We start from the raw sequence: 21,215 nt of genomic DNA on the forward strand, positions 1-21,215 counted from the left end.
ACCAGCACCCGCTCGTTCGCGAGCCTACTGGCGGGTCGGCCGGAACGCGCGCAGAAAACGCCTACTTCCGGTCACGATCCCGGCTGGGCTGCACCCGTTTCGGCTCGCCCGGCATCTTCGGGAACTGCGGCGGGTACGGCAGATCCCGGAGTCCGTCGGCGAAGTCCCGCTCTGCCATCTCGAGCAGCCCGTCGAGGGAGTGCGCGGCAGCGTCGATGTCCGCAGCCGGATCACCCCGCCGTGCCAGCAGGTCGGGGACCGTCGCGATGGTGAAGTCGTCGGGCTCGGCGTCGACGAGTTCGGCCCACGTGACCGGGGTGGAGACGGTGGCGCGTGGCGTCCGGCGTACCGAGTACGCGGAGGCGACCGTCTTGTCCCGGGCGGTCTGGTTGTAGTCGACGAAGATTCGCGCGCCCCGCTCCTCCTTCCACCACGCGGTGGTGACTCGGTCGGGGGCGCGCCTCTCGACTTCCCGCGCGAGTGCGATCGCCGCGTGCCGGACGTCGATGAAATCCCAGAGCGGTTCGATCCGGACGTACACGTGCACACCCCGACCTCCGGAGGTCTTCGGGTACCCGATCAGTCCGAGCTCGTCGAGGACGGGTGCGAGCAGGTCGAGTGCGACTGCCCGGGCCTCCGCGAATCCGGTGCCGGGCTGCGGGTCGAGGTCGATACGCAGTTCGTCGGGCCGATCCACGTCCGCACACCGCACCGTCCACGGATGGAACGTCACGTTGCCCATCTGCGCCGCCCACACGATGTCGGCGGGTTGGCGGACCAACAGGGCGTCCGCGGTGCGACCGTTCGGGTTGGTGACGGTACAGGTTTCGATGTACTCGGGATGCTTCGCGGGAATCCGCTTCTGGTACACCTCTTCTCCGTCGATCCCGTCCGGGAAGCGCTGCAGGTGCGTCGGCCGCTGTCCGAGCGCCGTCATGATCCCGCCTTCGCGGAACAACGCGACGGTCCGGTAGTACTCGGCGAGGTGACGCTTCGTACCGCCGTCAGCTCCCAGTTCCGGGAACATCACCTTGTCAGGGCTCGACAGCCGCACGGCGATGCCGTCGACATCCAGTTCGATCGCGGGGGTCCTACTCCGAGCCTGCGACGGCCTTTTCGTTTCATCAGTCGCCATCACTTACCTCCCGCGAGGACGTCGGCGAGGTCGTAGCGCACCGGCACCTCCAATTGTTCGTACGTGCAGCTGCGGGGTTCTCGGTCGGGTCGCCAGCGCAGGAATCGAGCGGCGTGCCGCAGGCGATCGCCCTCCATCTGGTCGTACGCCACCTCGACCACGAGTTCCGGGTTGAGCGGCACCCACTGCCGGTCCTTCCCCGCGGACCACCGGCTGGCCTCGCCGTCGTGGACGACGTCCTCCCCGACACGCAGCGGGTCGAGGATCTCCTGCAGTTCGACGCGCCTGGCCGCGGTGAACGCCGACGCACCACCGATGAAGTGCATGTCGTCGCCGTCGTACAGACCCAGCAGCATCGACCCGATCCCGGGCTGGCTCTTGTGGGGCCGGTACCCGATCACCACGCAGTCCGCGGTCCGCGAGTGCTTGACCTTGACCATCTCACGCTTGTTCGGGACATAGTGACCGGCAAGCTTTTTCGCGATCACTCCGTCGAGTCCGGCGCCCTCGAAGGTGTGGAACCACTCGGCTGCGACAGCGGCGTCGGTCGTGGCCGTGGTGACGTGACAGGACCGGTCGCCGCCGGCTGATTCGGCACCGCCGAGCGATTCGAGCAGTGCCGCACGGCGGTCCGCGAACGGCAGACCCGTGAGGTCGTCGTCGCCGAGGGCGAGCATGTCGAATCCGATGAACTGGGACGGCGTCTGCTCGGCGAGCAGCGCGATCCGGCTCGCCGCCGGATGAATACGTTCGGACAGCGCTTCCCAGTCCAGCCGTGTCCGACCCCCGACTTCCCGCGGTACGACGAGTTCGCCGTCGACCACACATCGCGCGGGCAGTTCCTCGCGGATCGCGTCGAGCATCTCCGGGAAGTACCGGCCGAGGTCCTTGCCGGACCGCGACCCCAGGACCACATCGTCGCCGTCACGAAACACGATGGCACGGAATCCGTCCCACTTCGGCTCATAGGACCACACGGGGTCCTCGCCTGGAGGCTGCTCGGGCACGCTGGGGGCGGATTTCGCGAGCATGGGCTGCAGGGGCGGGCTCAGGGGGAGGTCCACTCCCCCATCCTGACCCAGCGGGCACGGGTTGGCGAGGGGACGCGCGGTCAGTCCGCATCCAGGCGGAAGCCCAACTTGATCGTCACCTGCACGTGCGCGACCTTCCCGTCGACGATGTGCCCGCGGGTGCCGACCACCTCGAACCACTCCAGGTTGCGGACCGTGTCACTCGCGCGAGCGACGGCTTGGGCGATGGCGTCGTCGATGCCTTTCGTCGACGACCCGACGACCTCGGTGACGGAGTACACGTGATCGCTCATGGGTCTTCCTCACTCTTCGGTGATGCCAGACCCGTCCAGCGTAGGCGCAGCCACTTGCCGATCGGCCGGTAACTGTGGTCAAGTTTCGGCCGACGTTTCCGTTTAACCGACATAGGGGGACACCCATGGAGAAGCTCAAGAACTACGGACTGCTGGTCAAGTACCTGGTCAGCACCCAGTGGAAGAAGATCACCGGCAAGGGCCAGCAGCAGAGCTGACGCGCCGGCGGCGCCGGTGAGTCCTTTCGGTCCGGCTACGGACCAGAAGGACTCACGGGCGCTAGAGCCAGCCGCGGCGTTTGAAGATGGTGTACAGCCCGGCGCAGATCAGCGCCATCAGCCCGAGGGCGAACGGATAGCCACCCGCCCAGTGCAGTTCCGGCATGTTGTCGAAGTTCATGCCGTACACGGTGCCGATGAGGGTGGGCGCGAACAGGATCGCGGCCCACGCCGACACCTTCTTGATTTCCTCGTTCTGCGCGTAGCTGGCCTGCGTCAGCGCCGACATCTCCTCGTTCTGCGTCTGCGAGACCAGGGTCGCGTTGACGGTGAGGATGTTGCCCAGCAACTGCCGGAATCCGTCGGCCCGCTCGACGACCGTCGTCGCGTGGTCGGTGACGTCACGGAGGTAGCGCTGCAGCTCCTCGTCGGTCTTGTACTTCTCGAATCCCGCCGACAGTCCGGACAGCATGCCGAGCAGCGGCTTGGTGGCGCGCTGGAACTCGATGACCTCGCGGGTGAGTTCGTAGATGCGCCGCGACACCTTCGGGTCGCCGCTGAACACTTCGGTCTCGATCTCGTCGATGTCGTTCTGCAGCCCCGCGACGACGGGGGCATACCCGTCGACGACGGCGTCGAGGATCGCGTACAGCACTGCCTCCGGACCCAGCCGTAGCAGTTCCGGGTCGTGCTCCATGCGGCTGCGCACCGCGGAGAGGTCGGGAGACTCGCTGTGCCGCACGGTCAGCACGAACGTCGGACCGCAGAAGACGTGCAGTTCACCGAAGTCGACGCGTTCCGTTTCGTCGACGTAGCGGGCCGCGCGCAACACCACGAACAGGGTGTCGCCGTAGCGCTCGAGCTTGGGCCTCTGGTGCGCGACGATGGCGTCCTCGATGGCGAGTTCGTGCAGTCCGAACTGCTCGGCGGCGGCGAGCAGTTGTTCCTCGGACGGCCGGTACATGCCGATCCATGCCATCGACGCCGCGTCGGGCAGGCTGCGAAGCGCTTCCGCCAGGTTCGACGGCGATCCGATCCGCACACCGTCCCGGTAGACGGCGCTGTTGACGACGCTGGCCTCGATCGGAGCGGTTACGGGCCGCGGCGTCGGCGGAGTCGGGTGCGGCGCCATCGAGTGTTCGGGCACGAGCGAATCCCGTGTCGGGTCGGCGGCGCGGCGCGGCAGGAGGGGACGGAAGGTACGCATGTCACGCATGGTGATGACGGCTTTCGCGGAGGTCGGTAACACGGACGGCCCACAATCGGCGGGCACATGTGATTGACGCGAAATCGCCGCTGCGCGAGGCGCGGAACTCTACGGTTCAGCGACGACTTCGGCAGATACTCGGAGGTTGACTTGTCACGGCAAGCCTCACCTCCTCGTGTCACGCTCCGCCTGCGACAGTCGCATTCGGCGCTCCTGAATCCCCGCGTACCCTACCGCGACGCCACACGTGCCACCAATCAGACAAATGACACCGACAGTCCCAGCATCCGGGACCTCCCCACCCTCGATCGCGGTGCACGCAGCCCTCGATGGTGGCCCGCGAGTCGCGGCGACTCGCCGGGCGTCGCGTCGAACGACCGACAGCCGCGATCGAACACCGGACGATCGGCCGAGGTGACGCCGCCAGAATCTCCACCATTCTGGACGCTCGACCTACATATTGCCTCTACGCTGCCGCAATGACTTCCACCATCAACACACAGGGCAGCGTTGCGCGCAGTGCCACTGTCATTGGCGGCGCGGTCGCGGCTCTGTTCCTGGCGCTCTGCGCCGTGCTGGTTCCGGCGACCGCCCAGGCGGATCCCGGCGTGATCCAGTACTCCGCCGACAACTCCACCTGGGGCGGCATGGAACAGATCCCCGCCCTGTCCGGCGAACTGATCCCGGGTGGCGAATCCACCAGCACGTTCTGGGCGAAGAACACCACGGCCGACGGCGGACGCTTGCAGGTGTACCTCGGCAACTGGACCGCCTCCGAGAACATGCAGGCGTACGTGCGTGCCGAGATCAACGACGAGACCGGCGACATCGTCAATCTGGTCAACGATGTCGCACTGCCCGGCACCGAACTCAAGAGCATCCACCTGAACCCGGGCGAGACCGCGAAGGTCCTGCTCGTGGTCGGGATGCCCGCCGACGCAGGCAACGAGTCGCAGAACGGCTCCGTCGACCCCGGCTTCACCCTCGACTTCGAGCTCGATCCGGCTGCCGTGGCCACCAGCACCACCGTCACCGCAACCCAGACTGCCGTCGTCGGCACCTCGGTCGAACTGACCGCGACGATCGCCCCGGCGGACGCAACCGGCACCGTGCAGTTCAAGGACGGAGCGACCGACATCGGCGGGCCCGTCGCGGTGACCGCGGGCGTGGCGGCGTACACGCACACGTTCACCGTGGCCGGTGCACACGCCATCACCGCCGTCTACTCCGGCGACACCGGATTCGCCACGTCCACCTCGGCCGCGCACACGGTGACGGTGTCGGATCCGACGAAGCTGTCCACGAGCATCACCATCTCCGGCGCCACCGCCGTCAACCGCGGTACCAACATCGAGTTCACCGCCACGGTGATCCCGAACGCCGCGACCGGCGCGGTCCAGTTCACGGCCAACGGCGTCAACCTCGGTTACCCCGTGACGCTGGTGAACGGTGTCGCGAAGATCAATCGGTCGTTCGGCGTCGACGGCGAGCAGGTCATCATCGCGAAGTACCTCGGCGACAGCACCTACGCGGCATCGACCTCCGCTGATCACACCGTGACGGTGTCGAGCGTGGCCCCCGAGCCCGGCGGAAGCGGTTCGGCCGGCTCGCTGGACACGGGTTCACTCGGCGGCTAGCAAGCCCACGTGCCCTGACGTCGAAGGCCCCCAGTCCTTTCCGGACTGGGGGCCTTCGTCGATCTACCGGCGCCGGACGACGGTCAGGCTCACTGGCAACCCCCGTCGGGCCCCGGAAGCGTGGCCAAGACGCCGCACACGTGGAGGTGGGACAGCTTCCACTCGTTGTCGGAGCGCACGAAAGGAATTGGCCCCACCGGGTACGGGGCCATGCCGTCGACGTGGCCCTGCCCACGCGCACGGACACGGTCTGGGCCGTCGGGTTCCACGGTGGTGAACTGGATGTATTGGGGCATGGGCAGTGCACCCCAGGACCGCGCGATCTGCAATACCTGTTCGCTGGGGCCGTCCAGGAGTCGCGCCCGATCCTCCTCGCGTATCGCGTAGTTGGTTGTGGCGTTGTACAGCGTGGTCAGCTGCTCGGCAGTGGGAACGAGATCGGTGATCGGCGGCGGTGGCGGAGCGAACTGTGTCGATTGGATGAGAACGGTCGGAGCAGGCGATTCGTGGTCACCGACCGGCGAACAGGCGCACGCGGCTGTGATCGCGACAAGAGCACCGGCACCCCTCACGGCTTTCCTCACCATGACAGTGTGCACCGATACGACCGACTCGGCTCCGATCGAAAGTCCACGGCCGGACCTGATCGCCGCCCACGTCAACGCGGACACGCGGGCCGGCGAACGGACACCGTTGAGGCGATCAACGGCCGCCTCGAACACCTACGAGGCATCGCACTCGGGTTCCGCAACCTCGTTGAGCGCAGGGGCGGTCTGCGCGAAGGGGTTCGAGCGCAGGGGTTCGAGTGCGGGTAGCGATCAGTAAGGTCGCCCGCCGCCCTCGATCCGGGGAATCACGGTCGTGTCGGCGTCGTACACCTGGTGCCGGTCCGGGTTTCGCACGCGCGCGAGTGGCGAGGTGGGTGCCTCGTCGACCGGAACCTCCGCGGTGACCGTTGGTGACGTCTTCCGACGGGTGCGGTCCCGCAGTGCGCCGACGAACATGCTGACGGCGTAGACGACGAGGCCGCCCGCGACGACCGCGATCACTACCGCCCGCTGCTTGCCGGTGATCACGGTGTTGACGTAGCCGAGGTAGGGGACGCTGTACCAGACCTTGCCTCGGATCTGTTCCGCCACAACCGGGTTCTTGTCGCGCGACGGGTTCGCGTCGCCCTGGGTGACGAAGGTGGTCTCGCCCTTCGAGTTGCGCCGTGACTCGATGATCCGGTGCGTGACCACCTCGGGATCCCCGGACTCCTTCTGGAAGGTGATCGCATCTCCGACTCCGAGTGTCGCGGGGTCGTGCGGCTTCACCACGATGAGGGTGCCGGGCGGATAGGTCGGCCGCATCGAGCCGGTGAGCACGGTGTACGGCGTCGAGCCCGTCAGCCTGGGTATGACGATGGTCAGCATCAGGATCGCCAGCAGCAGCAGGAGGACGAGCCACGAGACGACGCTCTTGACCCATCCCCACACGCCGAGGTCCTGGTCCTCGTCCTGCACCGCGTCACTCATGGAATCTCACTCAGCGCGACTGCGCCGAGAAGGTGAATGTCGCGGTGGTGCTCTGACTGTGCGCTGCAGCCCCGCCGATGGTGCCTCGCAGGCACAGCACCTCCGTGGCACCGGGCTCCACGGACCGCTCGGCGAACTGCGCGCCGATGAGCGGACCGTTGTACAACTGTGTCGCGCCGGGCGGGTTCCCGGTCGCCGGGCAGGCCCCCTCGTTGGGCACGATCGAGGCCGTGAGGTCGAGCGGCACAGCCGGATTCGACTGCGCCCCGTTCAGGAGCCGGTATTTCATCAGCACATTGCCCGAGTTGTAGACCTTCACGGGTGCCTGCGCGTAACCGCCCGGCATCAGGTTCGCGCCGGCGAGCGCGGTGAACGGATAGGAGCTGAGCCCGTCGCCACCGACGGACAGGTCCAGGACACCGGAGTGGATGGTGCCTGCGTCGACGGTCTGGCTCTGCGTCCACAGGGCCCCGGTCTGCTGTGCGGACAGCAATCCCACACCGACAACGGCCGCGCCGCCGATGACCAGCCAGCGAGTCTTGTTCGACATGGTGACTACACCTGCTTCAGGGTGATGGTGAAGTTGGACAGGTCCAGTTGGGCGGTCTGCGCCACCGCACCGGCCGTGGTCGGGTCGAACGTGAACACCACCTTGACGTTGACGGTCTTGCCGTTGTGCGCCGGGGTGACGACCGCGCCACCGGAATTCGACGGCAGGGACACGCCGTTGGCCGTCGCGGTGACCGCGGTGGCCATCGCCGCCTTCAGCGCGGGGTCGCCGGTGATGGCACCACTGTCGGCGCCGAGGTTCGCCTTCAGGTTGGTCCCCTTGGCCGTGACGACGAAGCTGGCCGTGTAGGTGACCACGTCGCCGGGCACCGCCCTATAGGTGGCGACGTCGATGGCGCCGTGCTCGTCGGTCCAGGCCGGGCTGCCCGCGGCCGCCAACGCCAGGCTGCCGGCGCCGACGCTGCCACCGACACCGCCGGTTCCGGCGTTGAACGCGGCCATCGTGCCTGCCCCGCCCGCGAGCAGCACCGTGGCGGCTCCCGCCGCGATCGCGCCCTTCATCTTCGAGTTCATCTGTTGGTCAGCTTTCGTCGAACCCCATGCGGGGTAGCGGCATACGACAACATTCGCGCAACCCCCTAGTTGGTGACGAGCACAGCGATCTCGGCGGGCACCTGATCGGACGACGGATCGACGTTCGTCACGGAACCCGTGGCCGCATCGACCATCGACAGCGTGTCGCCGTCGATGATCCACAGTTCATCCGCGCCGGACGCCCACTGCACGATCGCCTTCTTGCCCACGGCGCTGCTGAACACCTGCGCACCCGACTCGTCGGTGATCGCCGCGGTCGTACCGCTCACCGTTGCCGTGTACTTACCCGACGTGGAGGTGTTCGCGATCGCCAGGTCGCCGGACGGTGCGGCGGCCGCCGCGGCCTCCTCGGTCGTCGTGGTCTCGGTGGTGGTGGCTTCCGTTGCTGCCACGGACTTCTCGGCCGAGGTGGTCGGCGCGGCATCAGTGGTCGTGGTCGGTGCGACCGTCGTCGTCGGTGCCGTCGTGGTGGTCGTCGCGGACGTGGTGGTCGGCTCCGCCGTGGTGGTGGAGGCACCCGCTGTCGTGGTCGGGTCCACCGTCGTGGTCGGCGCCGCCGTCGTGGTCGGGGCGGGAGCCGCCATCCGAGCCGCCAGGGTATCTGTGCCACCGCCACTCGGGGCGGCGAGCGAACTCTGGTCGGATCCGCCCTGATGGACGCCATTGCACCAGGCGGTCCAAATAGTGCTGGAGTAGATCTTTTCGCCGATCCACGACGTGCCGGTCACGCCGTTGCGGATGGTCCGAACCTCGACGTACGACGTCGCCGCGGTCTTGTAGATGTTGTTGTAGGTGCTGATGTTGAGGGTGACGGTATCGCCCTTGTTCGCCGGGATCGACGGTGCCACGGTGCTGCTGTACGCGTTGATCAGCTGAACCTGGTAGGTGTATCCGGGACCGAGGTGCTCCCACCTCAGTGTCTGTCCGCTGTTGCCCGACGCTGTGGTGCAGCCGAGGTACTTGGGTGCCGGAACCAGGGAGCTTCTCGACGCGAATGAGGTTGCGGCATCCGCCGAGTCGGTGAACGCGGCACTGGTGCCTGCGGTCATTCCGACCATGGCGGTCAGGCCGAGTGCACCCGCGGCCATCATGGTGCGGGCTGGAATTCTGCGGCGCAGCGCCAGGTGCGGTGCCCGGAACTGCTCGGTCGGGGCGTCGAACCCGCTGTGTGCGTGCGCAGCCGGATGCTCGACTGCCTCGTGCGCACCGGGACCGCCCCTGCCGGGATCCACGTCCGAGTCGGAGTCGTTGTCATCCTTGCGCTTCGACGCCGGTCCGAACGCAAGCACCATCACGCCACCGACCAATGCACCGCCGAGGAAGATCGCGGCGGGTGACGACAGCCATGACACCGCGTAGCCGAGTCCGGGCACGCTGAAGAACACCAGGTCTGCCTCACTCACCGTGTACGGGGAGATGTCGGCGTCCCTGTTGGCGTCGCCCTTGAGGATGAGCACCGAATTGGTGCCGTCGGTGGAGACGACCTCCTGAATGCGGTGCGTGATACGGACGCCCTGGTCGTTCTCGACGCTGACGACATCACCCACCGCGAGGTCGGACGCGGGTGTTGCCTTCGCGAGGGCGAGGGCACCGGTCGGGATGTCCGGTGACATCGAGCCGGACCGGAAGACGAGCGGTTTGATGCCGAACAGGAAGGAGGCTGCGGCGGCGAGCACGCAGATCAGGCCGGCGATCGCACCGACGTTGAGCGCGATCTCACGGCCGCGTGAACGGCCGGACGCTGGGGCGTTCTCGTGATTGGTCATGGTGCGCTCAGGCCGTCGTCGCGTTGAAGTTGAAGGAGGTGTTCACCGTCTGGTTCTGGACGGACACCGGCGCGTTCGGATCGAGGGTCACCTTGAAGCACAGGGTTTCGCTGCCGCCGACTGCCAGCGGCCGGGCCGTGGGAATCAGGTTCGCCGCACCGCCGGACACCAGCGGCAGGTTGTTGGCGATCACGGTGCCGCCGGTACACGTTGTACCGTTCGACGTTCCGGTCGAGACGAGCACTTTCAGTTGCGGCGCAAGCGCGGACGAGGTCGCGTTGGCAACCATGGTGTAGTTGAACGGAGTCGTACCGGTGTTCTGCACGGGTAGCGTCGCGGCCACGGAGTCACCGGGCATCATTCCGGTCTTGGTCAACGTCGCGAAGGCGTAGGCACCGGGGTTGCCCTGGTTCCCGTTGAGCTGCAGGTCGATCGAGCCGGTCGAGAAAACTCCGGAGGTGGCCGTGGCGGAGTCGCTCCACGCGGCGAGGGTTCCGATCGCGCCGAGTCCGAGCACGATGCCGAGCGAGGCGATGGCCCTCACCTTGCCGCCCGCCCTGAGCGAGCGTGCCCGGGCACCGAATCCTGACGGGGTACTGGGATTCTCGTGACGCGACATGCGGGTGCCTTTCGTGCGTGGGTCGTGCCGGGCGTGGCGCGCCGAAGCGGAAGCCGTTGTGGTGGAACGTTGTTCGTGTGACGCCGGCCGGACGATCCCAGTCGGGGTTGGGACCGGCCGGCCGGCGTGTTCACTGACTCGCCCGAGGAGAGGCGAGTGGGTTTCGAACGCCCTACTGCTGGGTCAGGGTGACGGTGAAGTCGGACAGGTCGGCGTCGACGTTCTGGTAGGCCGTGCCCGTGGCATCGAAGTTGAAGGTGACCTGAGCCTGGACCACCTGCCCGTCGTTCGCGTCGGTGATCACGCCACCGGCGAGCGGCGCACCGTTCAGCGTGACGGCGACCTCGGGATCGAGTGCGGCTGCCAGATCGCCGGAGATGGAACCCTCGTCGACGTCCAGGGTTGCCTCGAGGTTGTCGCCCGCCGCACCGATCTTGAAGGCTGCGTTGTAGACGATCACGTCTCCCGGCACCGCGAGGTAGGTCGCGATGTCACTCACGGCGGTTCCGTTGACGGTCCAGCCCGTGGCGCCTTCCTGCGCCAGCGACAGCTTGCCGGAATTGATCGCGCCGCCTGCGACGTTCGACGAGGCGTTCCACGCCGCCATGGTCCCAGCGCCACCGGCGAGGAGGAGGGCTGCTGCGCCGGCGGCGATGGCGCCCTTGGTCTGCTTGTTCATCTGAACTCGGCTTTCGTCGGACCCCGTTGGGGTCTGTGGATCGAGTTTCGGATCAGTTACGTGCGCACACGTAATGGTTGTGCGGGTGCTCGTGCGTGTCCGTGCTCGTTCTGGGATCGCGACGGTGACAGTGGCGTCCAGGAGCGGCCCCTGTGGCCGACGCCGGAATCGCGATGCGAAGTGTTTACCACGCCAGCGAATTGGCTCGCGGCGGAATTCTGTCATTCATCCGGATGATTCTGGTCGAACGTCCAAGTTGGCGTTGCGATCGAACGTACAGAATGCAATTACGTTACCGACCTGCACATATATCCGCCGCTGCAACCAAATTCGTGCCTATCATTCGATATCAATCGGGCGCTGGACTTGCCGGCGCACCGTTCCGCCCGAACTCCGGAACGCCTACCGAAACGACCGACGAGCTATCCCATCGCAACAGGACTGCCGAAGCTCGCTTCCCGGTCCGCACGGGCTGCTACCGTCAACGCCGAGTTCAGCACGCGCGAGGCGGCGACACCCTGCACCGACCCCCGCGACCATCACCTGCGAGGAGCACAGTTGACCGAGATGTCCTCGGCCTCCGGGTCACCGGACGCACCCGGAGTGCTCCCCCGCCGCATCGGCATCGTGGAGGACCACGAATCCGTGGTGATGGGACTCGAGGCGATGCTCGCCGATCAGCCGGACCTGACGATCGTGGCGTCGGCACCGACCGTCCCCGATCTGCTCGCCGTAGGCGCGGAATTCGACCTGGTGATTCTCGATCTCCGGCTCGCGGACGGATCGTCGCCCAAATCGAATGTGGAGCAACTGCGATCCATCGGCGTCGAAGCTCTCGTCTTCACCAGCGCCGAGGACCCGTACCTCGTTCGCCTCGCCGCGAAGGCGGGCGTGCTCGGAGTGCTTCGCAAGTCCGAGCCGACCGCGACCGTGATCGCCGCGATCACCGCGGCCGCGAACGGGGAACAGGTCGTGACCACCGAGTGGGCGGCCGCGATCGACGGCGACCCCGGACTGCAGGATGTCGGCCTGAGCCCGCGCCAACGCGACGTGCTGGCGCTGTACGCCTCCGGCGAGAAGGCCGCCCGCGTCGCCAGCCTCACCGGCCTGGCACCCCACACCGTGAACGACTACCTGGGACGTATCCGCGCCAAATACGCGGAAGCGGGCAGGCCTGCCCGCACCAAAACCGACCTGTACAAGCGGGCAGTGGAGGACGGCTGGCTCCCGATCCCCACGCGCGATCAACTGAAGTGACCGTCGCGGTCGTCCCACGCCGGGACGCCACCGACCGCATCACGCGGATGTTCGCCGTGTTCACCGGCTCGGGATACCTCTTCTACCTCGTGCTCCTTCTCCCGTCGATCGTCAGCCAGGCCGACCGGGCGGCGTCGCCGTGGACGCCGGTCGCAGCAGTCGCGGTGTTCGGGACCGGCATGCTGTTCGGGTTGTCCGCGCTCACCCGGAACGGGACCCTTCTGCGGGCCACCGGCGGACTCGCCGCCGTCACGTTCCTGGTCTCCGTCGCGACCGGGTTGTCGGCCTGGCACGGTCCCCCCCTCACCGACGGGCAGGGGGTGTGGCTGTCCGCGTTTCCCGGTGTCGCGAGCCTCGCCGCGGCCGCCTCGTGGCGTCCGGCCGCTGCGTTCGGATACATGGTCGTCGCGTGCGCCGGCGTCCAATACTTCAATTCCGTGGCACGCGATCCCGCGATGACCAGCCCATTGATCCCGGACATCGCCTTCACGATCATGTTCTGTTCGCTGTTCGTCGGCGCCGCGGTGATGGCGCTGCGTACCGGCAGAATCCTCGACTCGACTCTGGACGCCACCCACGCCGCTGCGGCTGCCGCCGCGGCCAGTCGGGCGCGGACCGTCGAACGCGCGCGGTTCGACGCGATGATCCACGACGGGGTCATGTCGACACTTCTGGTCGCCTCACGCCAGGGCACCACCACCAGCCTGAGCGCCCAGGCAGCGCACACGCTGCGCCAATTCGACGGTTTGCGGGCCGGACCGGGTTCGGACGAACGCTTCGACGCCACGGAGATCGTCACGCATCTGCGTACCGCGGCAGGCGATGTCGACGAGGGCCTTGTCCTCGACATCCGCCGCACGCCGGGCTCCGAGAAGTTGTCCATACCCGCCGACGCCACCCGGGCGATCGGCGCTGCGCTCGCGGAAGCGCTGCGCAACAGTCTCGGACACGCCGGTCCCGACGCCGACCGGTCGGTGACGGTGACACTTGCCGCCGACCGCCTCGACATCGAGGTCGCGGACACCGGACGAGGGTTCGACCCGAAAGCGGTTCCCGCCCACCGGCTGGGTCTCGCCGTGAGCATCACGGGTCGGATGGCGCAACTGTCCGGCGGTAGCGCGCACATCGATTCCCGCCCGGACGACGGCACCCGGGTCCGACTCGGGTGGAGCGGCGAATGAGCCCCGAACGGTTGCGCGGCGCCCGCGACGTGCGCGCGCTGATCGGGATGACGAGCCCCGCGGCCAGAGCGATGGTGACGCTCTACGCCGCGGCGAGCGCACTGATGGCCGTCATGTCACGGGAGGGAGTGACGGCGTTCTGGCCGATCGCCGTTGCCCTTCTGGTGGTCGTCCTCGGCGCGGTCGCGCTGATCCGGGTACCCGGCGATCCCATACCGCTCGGCGACTCGGTCGCGCTCGCCGCAACCGGACCGGCGGCGTGCACGCTCGTCCTCGGGGTGCTTCCGGTCCCCATCGCGAGCCCACTGCAGCTCTGGCCTTTGGGTGCGGTGACCGCGATCTACGCCTTCATGGGGGTCCGCGGGAGGGCCGGATTCGCGTGGCTGGGAATGCTCGCGACGATCGCCACCTGTGTCGTGTGGTCCACCTCGACCGGGCAGGGCGCGGCGTACGGCCTGGCGATGTCCGTCATCAACGTGGCGCCGCTGCTGATGTCGACGTTCTTCGCCCTCACCCTGCGTCCCGCCGCACGCAAGATCTTCGCGCTGCGTGCTCAGACCACTCGGCGGGCGGCCGCCGAGGCAGCGGACTCGGCGATCCTCGAGGAGCGGGATCGTCAGCTCCGCCGACTCGACGAGTTGGCGCGACCGATCCTCGAACACATCGCCGCAGGTGAACCGCTCGACGAGGACCAGCGCATCGCGTGTGGCCTCCTCGAAGCCCATCTGCGGGACAGTGTCCGAGCGCCCGCGCTGTCGGATCCCGGAGTCGTGGCGGCGGCCCGCGGCGCGCGGGCTCGCGGCGTCGAGGTGATCCTCCTCGACGACGGCGCGATGGACGCGGCTGCGCCCGACGCGAGGCGGCGATTCCTGGGCAGCGTCGCCGACGTCCTCAGCGGAACCGACCGGGGCGCAGTCACCGTTCGGGTGCTTCCACCGGGACGGGCCGCGATGGCGACCGTCCTGTCCAGCACGCCGCAGGGTGTGCGTCGCACCGAGTTCGGGCCGGACGGCAACGCGGTCACGCGATCCGACCGGACGGACGAGGAACGGGCAGCCACAATGCCGTGACGTGCCCCTATTTCTACGGGCACGGAATTCGTGTCTCGCGGAGGTCGATGCCGCCGAATACGCTCCGATGAGAGTCCGGCGCACCCACCGGAGTCCATCTCTCCACGCGAGCTTCCTGGGAGCCGACATGACCACTGCTTCGCTCGATCATCCTCGCCACCCGCAGATCCATGCGGCACCCGGCCAGGCCCATCCGACGGCTCGTGCACTGCGGCGTCCGCATCTCTCACCGCGGGAGATCGAGGTGCTCCTGCAGTGGCTCCGTTGCGATTCCAAGAACGAGGTCGCCGCGGGCCTCTTCCTGTCGATCGGCACGGTCAACACGCATCTCGCCCGGATTCGCACGAAGTACCGCGACGTCGGCCGGTCGGCGCCGACGAAGGCGGCGCTGGTGGCTCGTGCGGTCCAGGATGGACTGATCGAGCTTCACGAGCTGTGACCGCGTCACAGTCGGGTCGACCGCGGTGACCGCCACGACTGTGGCTGCGGGCGAGATCGAGTCGACAGTCGTTGTCCGATCCGCGGAAGACGGCATCATCCGCGTGTTCGCCGCTTTCATCAGTGCCGCTGCCCTGCTGTTCGCCGTCCTGCTCGCGCCGGGAGCGATCGCGACGCCCGAGATCATCCCGCACTGGTGGTCGGTGACCGCCGCGACTCTCGTGCTGGTGCCGATGCTCGGACTCTGGCCCGCCTCGCGGGCGGCAGACTCCCGGTGGATCAAGCGTTGCGGCACCGCGGCTGCCGCGGCCTATCTCGGATCGCTGTTGTCCTGGCTCGCCCTGGTCGACGGTCACATCCCGGCGAATCGGGACGTCTGGCTCGCAACGTTCCCCGGCCTCATCACGATGGCAGCGGCACTCAGTTGGCGTCCGGCCGCGACCCTGACATACCTGACGCTCAGTGCGGGCACCGCCGAGGTCGTTCGGTACGTGACGCGCGAGAACCAGCAGCACGTCGTGCTTCCCGTGGAGATCGTGTCGGTAGTCGTGTACTGCGGCCTTTTCGTCGTGGCCACCATTGCGGCCGTGTCGACGGCACGAGCTCTGGATCGTGCCATGGTCACGTCCGTGCAGCACTCCGCGACGTCGGCCGCCAGCGCCGCGCGCGATGTCGAGCGGGCACGTTTCCATGCACTCATGCACGATCGCGTGATGTCGACGTTGCTGGCCTTGTCGAGACTCGGCAACACACCGGACCTGCGCGACCAGGCGGCGACCACGGTCTTCGAACTCGACCGGCTGCGCAACAGCAATGTCGCGGAAGAGGATCTGGACGTCCGAACGGCGGTCGGGTTGATCCGCGCCGCGTTGGTGCAGGTCGACGGCGACGTCCCGGTCGAGGTGGACATCGATCCCGCTGCGCCCGACATCCCGCGTGCCGCGGCCCGTTCCATCGCCTCCGCCGCCGCGGAGGCGCTGCGACACAGTTTCCGGCAGGCCGGCGACGATGCCGACCGCATCATCGTCATCGATGCATGCCCGAGGGGACTCCGGGTGGTCCTCGCGGACAACGGAGGCGCGCTCGAGCACGCCCCGAAGTCCGCGCTCGACGTGGAGGCCGCGTTCGGTCTACGACAGCGCATGGCAGCCGCTGACGGGTGCGCGTACGCCGTGCACGCCGAGCCGGGCCGCGGCACGCAGGTGGTGCTGGCGTGGACGCTGCACACGGGTGACGGTGATTCCGAGTGAGGGCCGGACAGCGGGGCATCGACTCCGGAACCCGGGACATTCGCAGCCTGCTCTGGCTCGACCGGCCCGTCGCGAAGGTCGTCGCCGTCGTCTTCTGTGTGAGTTCAGCCCTTCGTGCCGCCACGTACCTCGGTGACTCCGAACATTTCTGGCCGATTCTGCTGGCACTGGCGCTGACGACGGCGGGCATACTCGCGATCGTCGCGGTACCCGGCGACCCGTTGCCCCTGCGCACCGCTCTCTTCCTCGCCGCGCTCGGTCCGGTGGACTGCCTGCTCGTTCTTCCACAGATACCCACGGTCGGATGGATAACGAGCGACATCTGGCACATGCGAGTCGTCACCGTGGTCCTGTGTTTCCTGTCGGTGCGAGGTCGACCCTGGTTCGCCGGAGTGGGTGCGGCACTGACGATCCTGGCTTTCACCGTATGGACCGGGGTGACCGACCAGGGCTGGACCGGAGGGATCAGGACGAGTGTCGTCATTCTGGCGCCTGTCGTGATCTCGGGGCTGGTCGCGGCGACCCTGAGACCGAAGGCGCATCTGGTGTTCACGCTGCGTGAGCGGGAGAGCGAACGTGCGGCGGACGAGGCGATGACGGCGGCCGTCACCTCCGAACGGGAAGCTCAACTCGAGGCACTGGATGTGTCGGCGCGTCCGATTCTCGAAGCAGCCGCGCGCAATTCCGACTTCACCGACGCCGACCGCGAACGCGCCGCCCTGCTGGAGGAACGCCTGCGGGACACGCTGCGCGCCCCGGTGTTCGCCACCGACGAGGCCCTGCACCAGGCAACCGTCGCGGCACGCAGGCGCGGCACCAGTGTGATCCTTCTCGACGAAGGCGGGTTGAGCGACGAGACGCTCGCCGCGCAGGTCCGCATCGCCCTGATCGACGAACTCGACGCGACGGCGGGCGGCACCGTCACCGCACGGGCTCTGCCCGCGGGGCGGAACACGTCGGCGACGATCGTCGTCGAGGTGGGAGATCGGGTGCGGCGCGTCGAGTTCGACGCCACCGGTCACGTTCATGTCGAGGTCCGGAACGGCGACGTCCCCGACCTCGACTACCAGGCCGTCCGATCGATCGTGGGTTCCTCACGTCCGGTCACGGCGCAAGCGCGACCCCACTGAGCCGTTCCAGATGACGCATCACCTCGGTCTGGTCGGCACCCTCGCCGAGGCAGTCGACGGCGCCGTTCCACAGCGCCCCGACCGTGTCACCGACGAGTGTCGGCACACCCTCACTCCGCGCGAGGTCCAGCGCGATACCAATGTCCTTGCGCATCAGCGAAGCCGTGAAACCGGAGTCGAATGTCCGTGACAGCACGAATTTCTCGTACTTCGTCTCGGTGGCCTGGTTGCGTCCACTTCCCGCGTTGAACACCGCCAGCAGGGTCGCGGGGTCGATTCCGAACCGCCGGCCGACCAGCAGTGCCTCGGCCGCCGCGACGAAGCCGCCCGCCGCGAGGAGATTGTTGAGGGCCTTCGCCGCGTGGCCCGCGCCGACCGGCCCCACGTGGATCACCTCTCGGGCCGTCGCGTCGATGAGCGGCCGGACCGAGGCGAGGATCGCCTCGTCGCCACCCGCCATGACGGCGAGATCGGCCTGCCGTGCCCGTGCCACTCCCCCACTGACCGGGGCATCGACCACCGAGACACCCGCGGTACCAGCGAGATCGGCCAGCGCGCGCGTGCGCGCAGGGACACTGGAACCCATGTCGACGATGACCGCGCCGGGGCGTAGGCGCGCGAGCAGTCCCTCGTCGCCGACGGTGACGCGGTCGACGATGTCACTGTTCGGGAGAACAAGGACGACGACGTCGCAATCCGCGAAGGCCGACAGGCCCGCCGCCCCGACGGCATCCGGATGCGCCGACGTGAAGAGCTCCTGACTCGCCGCATCGGCGTCGTACACCAGCAACGACTGTCCTGCGGCGAGGAAGTTCGCGGCGATCGGCGTACCCATCGCACCGAGGCCGACGAAGCCGACACGTTTGCCCGGCAGTGGTCCCGCACCATCGGAACCGTCCGGCGAGTCGCGGGGGCCGAGCACCGCCGTCAACTCCTCCTGCACGACCCGCATCGCCGCGACGCCCGCGGGCACGCCTGCGTACGCGGTGGCGTGCACGACCACCTCGACGATCTCGTCGCGGCTCAGTCCGTTGCCCAGCGCAGCACGCACATGTGTGGCCAGTTCGCGGTGCTGATTCAGGCCGACGAGCATGCCGAGGGTGGTCAGGCTGCGACTGCGGCGGTCGAGCCCGGGCCGGGTCCACACCGATCCCCACGCGACCTCGCTGACGAAGTGCTGCAACGCTTCCCCGTCCGTGCCCACGTTGCGGCTCAGCGCCGCGTCGACATAGGCGTCGCCGAGCACCTCGCGACGCACGGCGACCCCGGCATCGAACAGAGCGCGATGGGCGGCATCCACTGCCGCGGCGTGTCCGTCGGTCATGCCGCGGGGCCCTCCAGAATCGTCACGCCTGCCACGGCCGTCGGTCCACCCAGATTGTGCGCCAGTCCGATTCGTGCGCCGTCAACCTGATTCACCGCGGTGCCACGCAGCTGCTCGAACAGTTCGACGCACTGCGCGACGCCGGTCGCTCCCGGCGGGTGCCCTTTGGAGATCAGACCACCGCTCGGGTTGACGGGCAGCGACCCCCCGACCTGGGTGGCACCGGTCTCCGCGAGTTTGAAGGCCTCGAAACGTTCCGCGAACCCGAGGTCCTCGTAGCTCATCAGCTCGATACCGGTGAAGAAATCGTGCACTTCGGCGACGTGGATGTCCGCCGGCGTCAGTCCGGCCATGCCGAACGCCTGCTTCGCGGCCCGCTTCGTCGCCGGGAACGTCGTCATGTCCCGCTTGTGCTGGTGCATAACCGAATCCAGGCCAAGTCCGACGCCCCGAACCCAGACGGGTCGGTCGGTGTAGCGTGCCACGACGTCGTCCGCCGCGAGGATCACCGCGGCCGCGCCGTCGCTCTGCGGCGCGCAGTCGTAGATGCTGAACGGGCTCACCACCGTCGGCGCGGCGAGTGCCTCCTCCATCGTCAGGTCGACCCGCAGCCGCGCCTTCGGATTGGCGAAGCCGTTGCGGTGGTTCTTCACCGCGATCATCGCGAGATGTTCACGGGTTGCCGGTGATTCGTGCAGGTACCGTTCGACGTGCAGGGCGAATCCGGCCGGGGCGACGAGGCCGAGCGGGTAGTCCCAGGCCATGTCCCGGGTCATCGCCTCCCATTCCCACAGCATGTCCTTCGACGCTGACTCGCGGACCTTGTCGGCACCGATGACGAGGGCGACGTCGCATGCCCCGGACGCGATCCCGAACAGGGCATTACGGATGGCATCGTGTCCTGTGGCACAGGAGTTCTCGACCCTGGTGACGGGAAGCTCGGGTAGTCCGAGACTGTCCGCGAGGATCCCCGACGGGAATCCGTCCGGGGTGCCCATCGCACCGAACCACGCCGCCTGGACGTCGTGCTTGCCGAAGCCCTTGTCGACCGTTCCGGCGCAGTCGGCGAACGCCATCGGCAGCAGGTCCTTGATGCCGTGGGCGAAGTGCTCGGCGAAGGGCGTCATGCCCGCGCCGACGATCGCGACCTTCCTCATGCTGCCTCCTCGAGTGCGTCGATCTCGCCGGGTTCGAACGAGTACCCGTAGTCCGGGACACCCGAGCGGAGGGCGACCCGCCGCAGGACGAGCCGGCCTCGGTCGCCGATGGCAACGGAGTCGGGGTCGGTACCCGTCACCTTCACCAGGGCTCGCACGTCGACACCGTCGAGCTCGACGATGACGAGCGAGTACGGCGTCTTGAGCCCGGGGACCGGAAAGTGAACCGTCACAGCGGTGTACACGGTTCCGACCCGCGGGAGCGGTACCAGTTCGTAGTCGCTGCGCAGCGTTCCGTCGTCACCGACCCGGTAGCGCGGCGGGAAGTCGAGCGTGTCGGTGCCCTGGTGTCGTCCGGCTTCCCATCGCACCTTCGCCTCGAAGGCCCGCTCGTACGCTGCCAGCGAGATCGGAATGTCCGCGCCCGGGACGCACGCGTACGGCGCACTCGGCCGTGCCGCGGGCTCCCGGCGGTGGATCACGACCTCGCCTTCGGCGACCGTGATGCCGGACAGGCTGGCCTGTTCGATACCGACGAGCGGCCCGGTGACGCCTGCCTCCGCCAGCGCGGCGAGCGCGAAGAGGCCCGCACTCGCACCGGTGGTCGGAAGCGGTTCGGGCGAACCGGCGCAGAGCGCGGACGCCTGCTCATGGCTCACACCCGCCACGGCGACGGGTGTGTCCATCCAGGATGCCTTGAGCGAGGCCAGGAATCCGCGTTCCTGGAGTAGCCGGGGATCGCCGTAGTCCCGCACGTCGCCCGCGATGCCGCGGGTGCGGACCGGAAGACTGCGCGAGACCCGGCCGGCCGCCCGCACCTGCATTCCCCGATCCGCCGTCACCACGGCGGCGGCGCCCGCCGGGGCCGTGTCGACCCCGATGACGAGTGTCCGCGGTCGTGCGGAACTGAGCGTGTCGAGGGTCGCCGGAGCACCGCCGAGCCGCTCGGTGACCTCCAGTTCCGGGTCCAGTCCGAGTCCGGCCAGCAGAACGGCGGCGTTGCTGCTCTCGAGCAGCGGCAGGTCCCGGCTGACCAGGACGACGAAGGACACCGGGGCGCCGCCGCGCAGGGCTGCGCGTCCGGCTTCGACCGCGAGGGTGATCGCGTCCTCGTCGTCACCGGGGACCCGGACCTCCGGTGTCCCCCAGCACGGCAGGTAGGTGCCTATCGAGGCGATGTAGGGCATGGCTGCCTCCGATCC

The 21,215-nt window shown here is 68.1% G+C and carries 21 protein-coding genes and 1 pseudogene; 7 read left to right on the top strand and 15 right to left on the bottom strand.

What is annotated here, in order from left to right:
* Positions 1 to 61: 61 nt before the first annotated feature.
* The 4 genes from ligD to FFS72_RS00250 all read right to left on the bottom strand — a co-directional run bounded on the left by ligD (position 62) and on the right by FFS72_RS00250 (position 3,809).
* On the bottom strand, positions 62 to 1,135 hold the full coding sequence (gene ligD / locus FFS72_RS00235; protein WP_137872050.1) for a non-homologous end-joining DNA ligase: 1,074 nt from the start codon (positions 1,133 to 1,135) through the stop codon (positions 62 to 64).
* On the bottom strand, positions 1,135 to 2,199 hold the full coding sequence (locus tag FFS72_RS00240; protein WP_137872051.1) for an ATP-dependent DNA ligase: 1,065 nt from the start codon (positions 2,197 to 2,199) through the stop codon (positions 1,135 to 1,137). The genes ligD and FFS72_RS00240 overlap by 1 nt, the downstream gene beginning before the upstream one ends.
* A 47-nt stretch (positions 2,200 to 2,246) precedes the next feature.
* Positions 2,247 to 2,459, bottom strand: coding sequence for a dodecin (locus FFS72_RS00245; RefSeq protein WP_137872052.1), 213 nt, complete (start codon positions 2,457 to 2,459; stop codon positions 2,247 to 2,249).
* Positions 2,460 to 2,738: 279 nt separating this feature from the next.
* The gene (locus FFS72_RS00250) at positions 2,739 to 3,809 is read right to left on the bottom strand and encodes a magnesium and cobalt transport protein CorA (protein WP_502704065.1); all 1,071 of its coding nucleotides are present in this window, start codon (positions 3,807 to 3,809) and stop codon (positions 2,739 to 2,741) included.
* A gap of 554 nt (positions 3,810 to 4,363) precedes the next feature.
* On the opposite strand from FFS72_RS00250, the gene FFS72_RS00255 reads away from it, so the two are divergent.
* Complete coding sequence (locus FFS72_RS00255; protein ID WP_171018498.1) at positions 4,364 to 5,521, top strand: Ig-like domain-containing protein; 1,158 nt, start codon at positions 4,364 to 4,366, stop codon at positions 5,519 to 5,521.
* An 89-nt stretch (positions 5,522 to 5,610) separates the two neighbouring features.
* Here the strand turns inward: FFS72_RS00255 and FFS72_RS00260 are convergent, their stop codons facing one another.
* The 7 genes from FFS72_RS00260 to FFS72_RS00295 form a co-directional block, all read right to left on the bottom strand.
* Entirely contained in the window at positions 5,611 to 6,093 is a 483-nt protein-coding gene (locus tag FFS72_RS00260; protein WP_249353058.1) for an MTB12 C-terminal domain-containing protein, read from the bottom strand.
* A 246-nt stretch (positions 6,094 to 6,339) separates the two neighbouring features.
* A complete protein-coding gene (locus tag FFS72_RS00270; RefSeq protein WP_137872056.1) occupies positions 6,340 to 7,038 on the bottom strand; it encodes a signal peptidase I in 699 nt (232 codons plus the stop codon).
* Between the two features lie 10 nt (positions 7,039 to 7,048).
* Positions 7,049 to 7,588, bottom strand: coding sequence for a hypothetical protein (locus FFS72_RS00275; RefSeq protein WP_137872057.1), 540 nt, complete (start codon positions 7,586 to 7,588; stop codon positions 7,049 to 7,051).
* A gap of 5 nt (positions 7,589 to 7,593) precedes the next feature.
* Complete coding sequence (locus tag FFS72_RS00280) at positions 7,594 to 8,121, bottom strand: alternate-type signal peptide domain-containing protein (protein ID WP_137872058.1); 528 nt, start codon at positions 8,119 to 8,121, stop codon at positions 7,594 to 7,596.
* 65 nt (positions 8,122 to 8,186) lie between these two features.
* Positions 8,187 to 9,908 (bottom strand): signal peptidase I, encoded by a 1,722-nt coding sequence (locus FFS72_RS26640; protein ID WP_212744302.1) that lies wholly within the window; start codon positions 9,906 to 9,908, stop codon positions 8,187 to 8,189.
* Positions 9,909 to 9,915: 7 nt separating this feature from the next.
* Positions 9,916 to 10,527 (bottom strand): SipW-dependent-type signal peptide-containing protein, encoded by a 612-nt coding sequence (locus tag FFS72_RS00290; protein WP_137872059.1) that lies wholly within the window; start codon positions 10,525 to 10,527, stop codon positions 9,916 to 9,918.
* 172 nt (positions 10,528 to 10,699) lie between these two features.
* Positions 10,700 to 11,206: an alternate-type signal peptide domain-containing protein gene (locus FFS72_RS00295; protein ID WP_171018499.1), complete on the bottom strand. Its 507-nt coding sequence runs from the start codon at positions 11,204 to 11,206 to the stop codon at positions 10,700 to 10,702.
* Positions 11,207 to 11,773: 567 nt separating this feature from the next.
* On the opposite strand from FFS72_RS00295, the gene FFS72_RS00300 reads away from it, so the two are divergent.
* The 6 genes from FFS72_RS00300 (at position 11,774) to FFS72_RS00325 (ending at position 17,532) form a co-directional block, all read left to right on the top strand.
* Positions 11,774 to 12,463: a response regulator transcription factor gene (locus tag FFS72_RS00300; RefSeq protein ID WP_137872419.1), complete on the top strand. Its 690-nt coding sequence runs from the start codon at positions 11,774 to 11,776 to the stop codon at positions 12,461 to 12,463.
* The gene (locus FFS72_RS00305; RefSeq protein ID WP_249353059.1) at positions 12,460 to 13,644 is read left to right on the top strand and encodes a sensor histidine kinase; all 1,185 of its coding nucleotides are present in this window, start codon (positions 12,460 to 12,462) and stop codon (positions 13,642 to 13,644) included. The genes FFS72_RS00300 and FFS72_RS00305 overlap by 4 nt, the downstream gene beginning before the upstream one ends.
* Entirely contained in the window at positions 13,641 to 14,714 is a 1,074-nt protein-coding gene (locus FFS72_RS00310) for a DUF8320 family protein (protein ID WP_137872061.1), read from the top strand. The genes FFS72_RS00305 and FFS72_RS00310 overlap by 4 nt, the downstream gene beginning before the upstream one ends.
* Positions 14,715 to 14,841: 127 nt before the next feature.
* A complete protein-coding gene (locus FFS72_RS00315) occupies positions 14,842 to 15,153 on the top strand; it encodes a response regulator transcription factor (protein ID WP_249353060.1) in 312 nt (103 codons plus the stop codon).
* 25 nt (positions 15,154 to 15,178) lie between these two features.
* Complete coding sequence (locus FFS72_RS00320) at positions 15,179 to 16,402, top strand: sensor histidine kinase (RefSeq protein ID WP_137872062.1); 1,224 nt, start codon at positions 15,179 to 15,181, stop codon at positions 16,400 to 16,402.
* Positions 16,399 to 17,532, top strand: a complete 1,134-nt coding sequence (locus FFS72_RS00325; protein ID WP_137872063.1) for a DUF8320 family protein — start codon at positions 16,399 to 16,401, stop codon at positions 17,530 to 17,532. The genes FFS72_RS00320 and FFS72_RS00325 overlap by 4 nt, the downstream gene beginning before the upstream one ends.
* Here FFS72_RS00325 and FFS72_RS26710 read toward each other — a convergent pair.
* From FFS72_RS26710 to FFS72_RS00340, 4 genes and pseudogenes are all read right to left on the bottom strand, one after another.
* Positions 17,507 to 18,454: an NAD(P)-dependent oxidoreductase gene (locus FFS72_RS26710; protein ID WP_283235395.1), complete on the bottom strand. Its 948-nt coding sequence runs from the start codon at positions 18,452 to 18,454 to the stop codon at positions 17,507 to 17,509. The two genes, FFS72_RS00325 and FFS72_RS26710, sit on opposite strands and share 26 nt — an antisense overlap.
* A pseudogene (locus tag FFS72_RS26715) lies at positions 18,428 to 18,856 on the bottom strand (carboxymuconolactone decarboxylase family protein); the annotation flags it as partial. The pseudogene FFS72_RS26715 and the gene FFS72_RS26710, both read right to left, overlap by 27 nt.
* A complete protein-coding gene (locus FFS72_RS00335) occupies positions 18,853 to 20,013 on the bottom strand; it encodes a thiolase C-terminal domain-containing protein (RefSeq protein ID WP_137872065.1) in 1,161 nt (386 codons plus the stop codon). The gene FFS72_RS00335 and the pseudogene FFS72_RS26715, both read right to left, overlap by 4 nt.
* Entirely contained in the window at positions 20,010 to 21,200 is a 1,191-nt protein-coding gene (locus FFS72_RS00340) for a Zn-ribbon domain-containing OB-fold protein (protein WP_137872066.1), read from the bottom strand. Before FFS72_RS00340 ends, FFS72_RS00335 begins: the two co-directional genes overlap by 4 nt.
* Positions 21,201 to 21,215 lie beyond the last annotated feature (15 nt).

Source organism: Rhodococcus sp. Q, from assembly GCF_005503035.1.
Lineage (GTDB): Bacteria > Actinomycetota > Actinomycetes > Mycobacteriales > Mycobacteriaceae > Rhodococcus_G.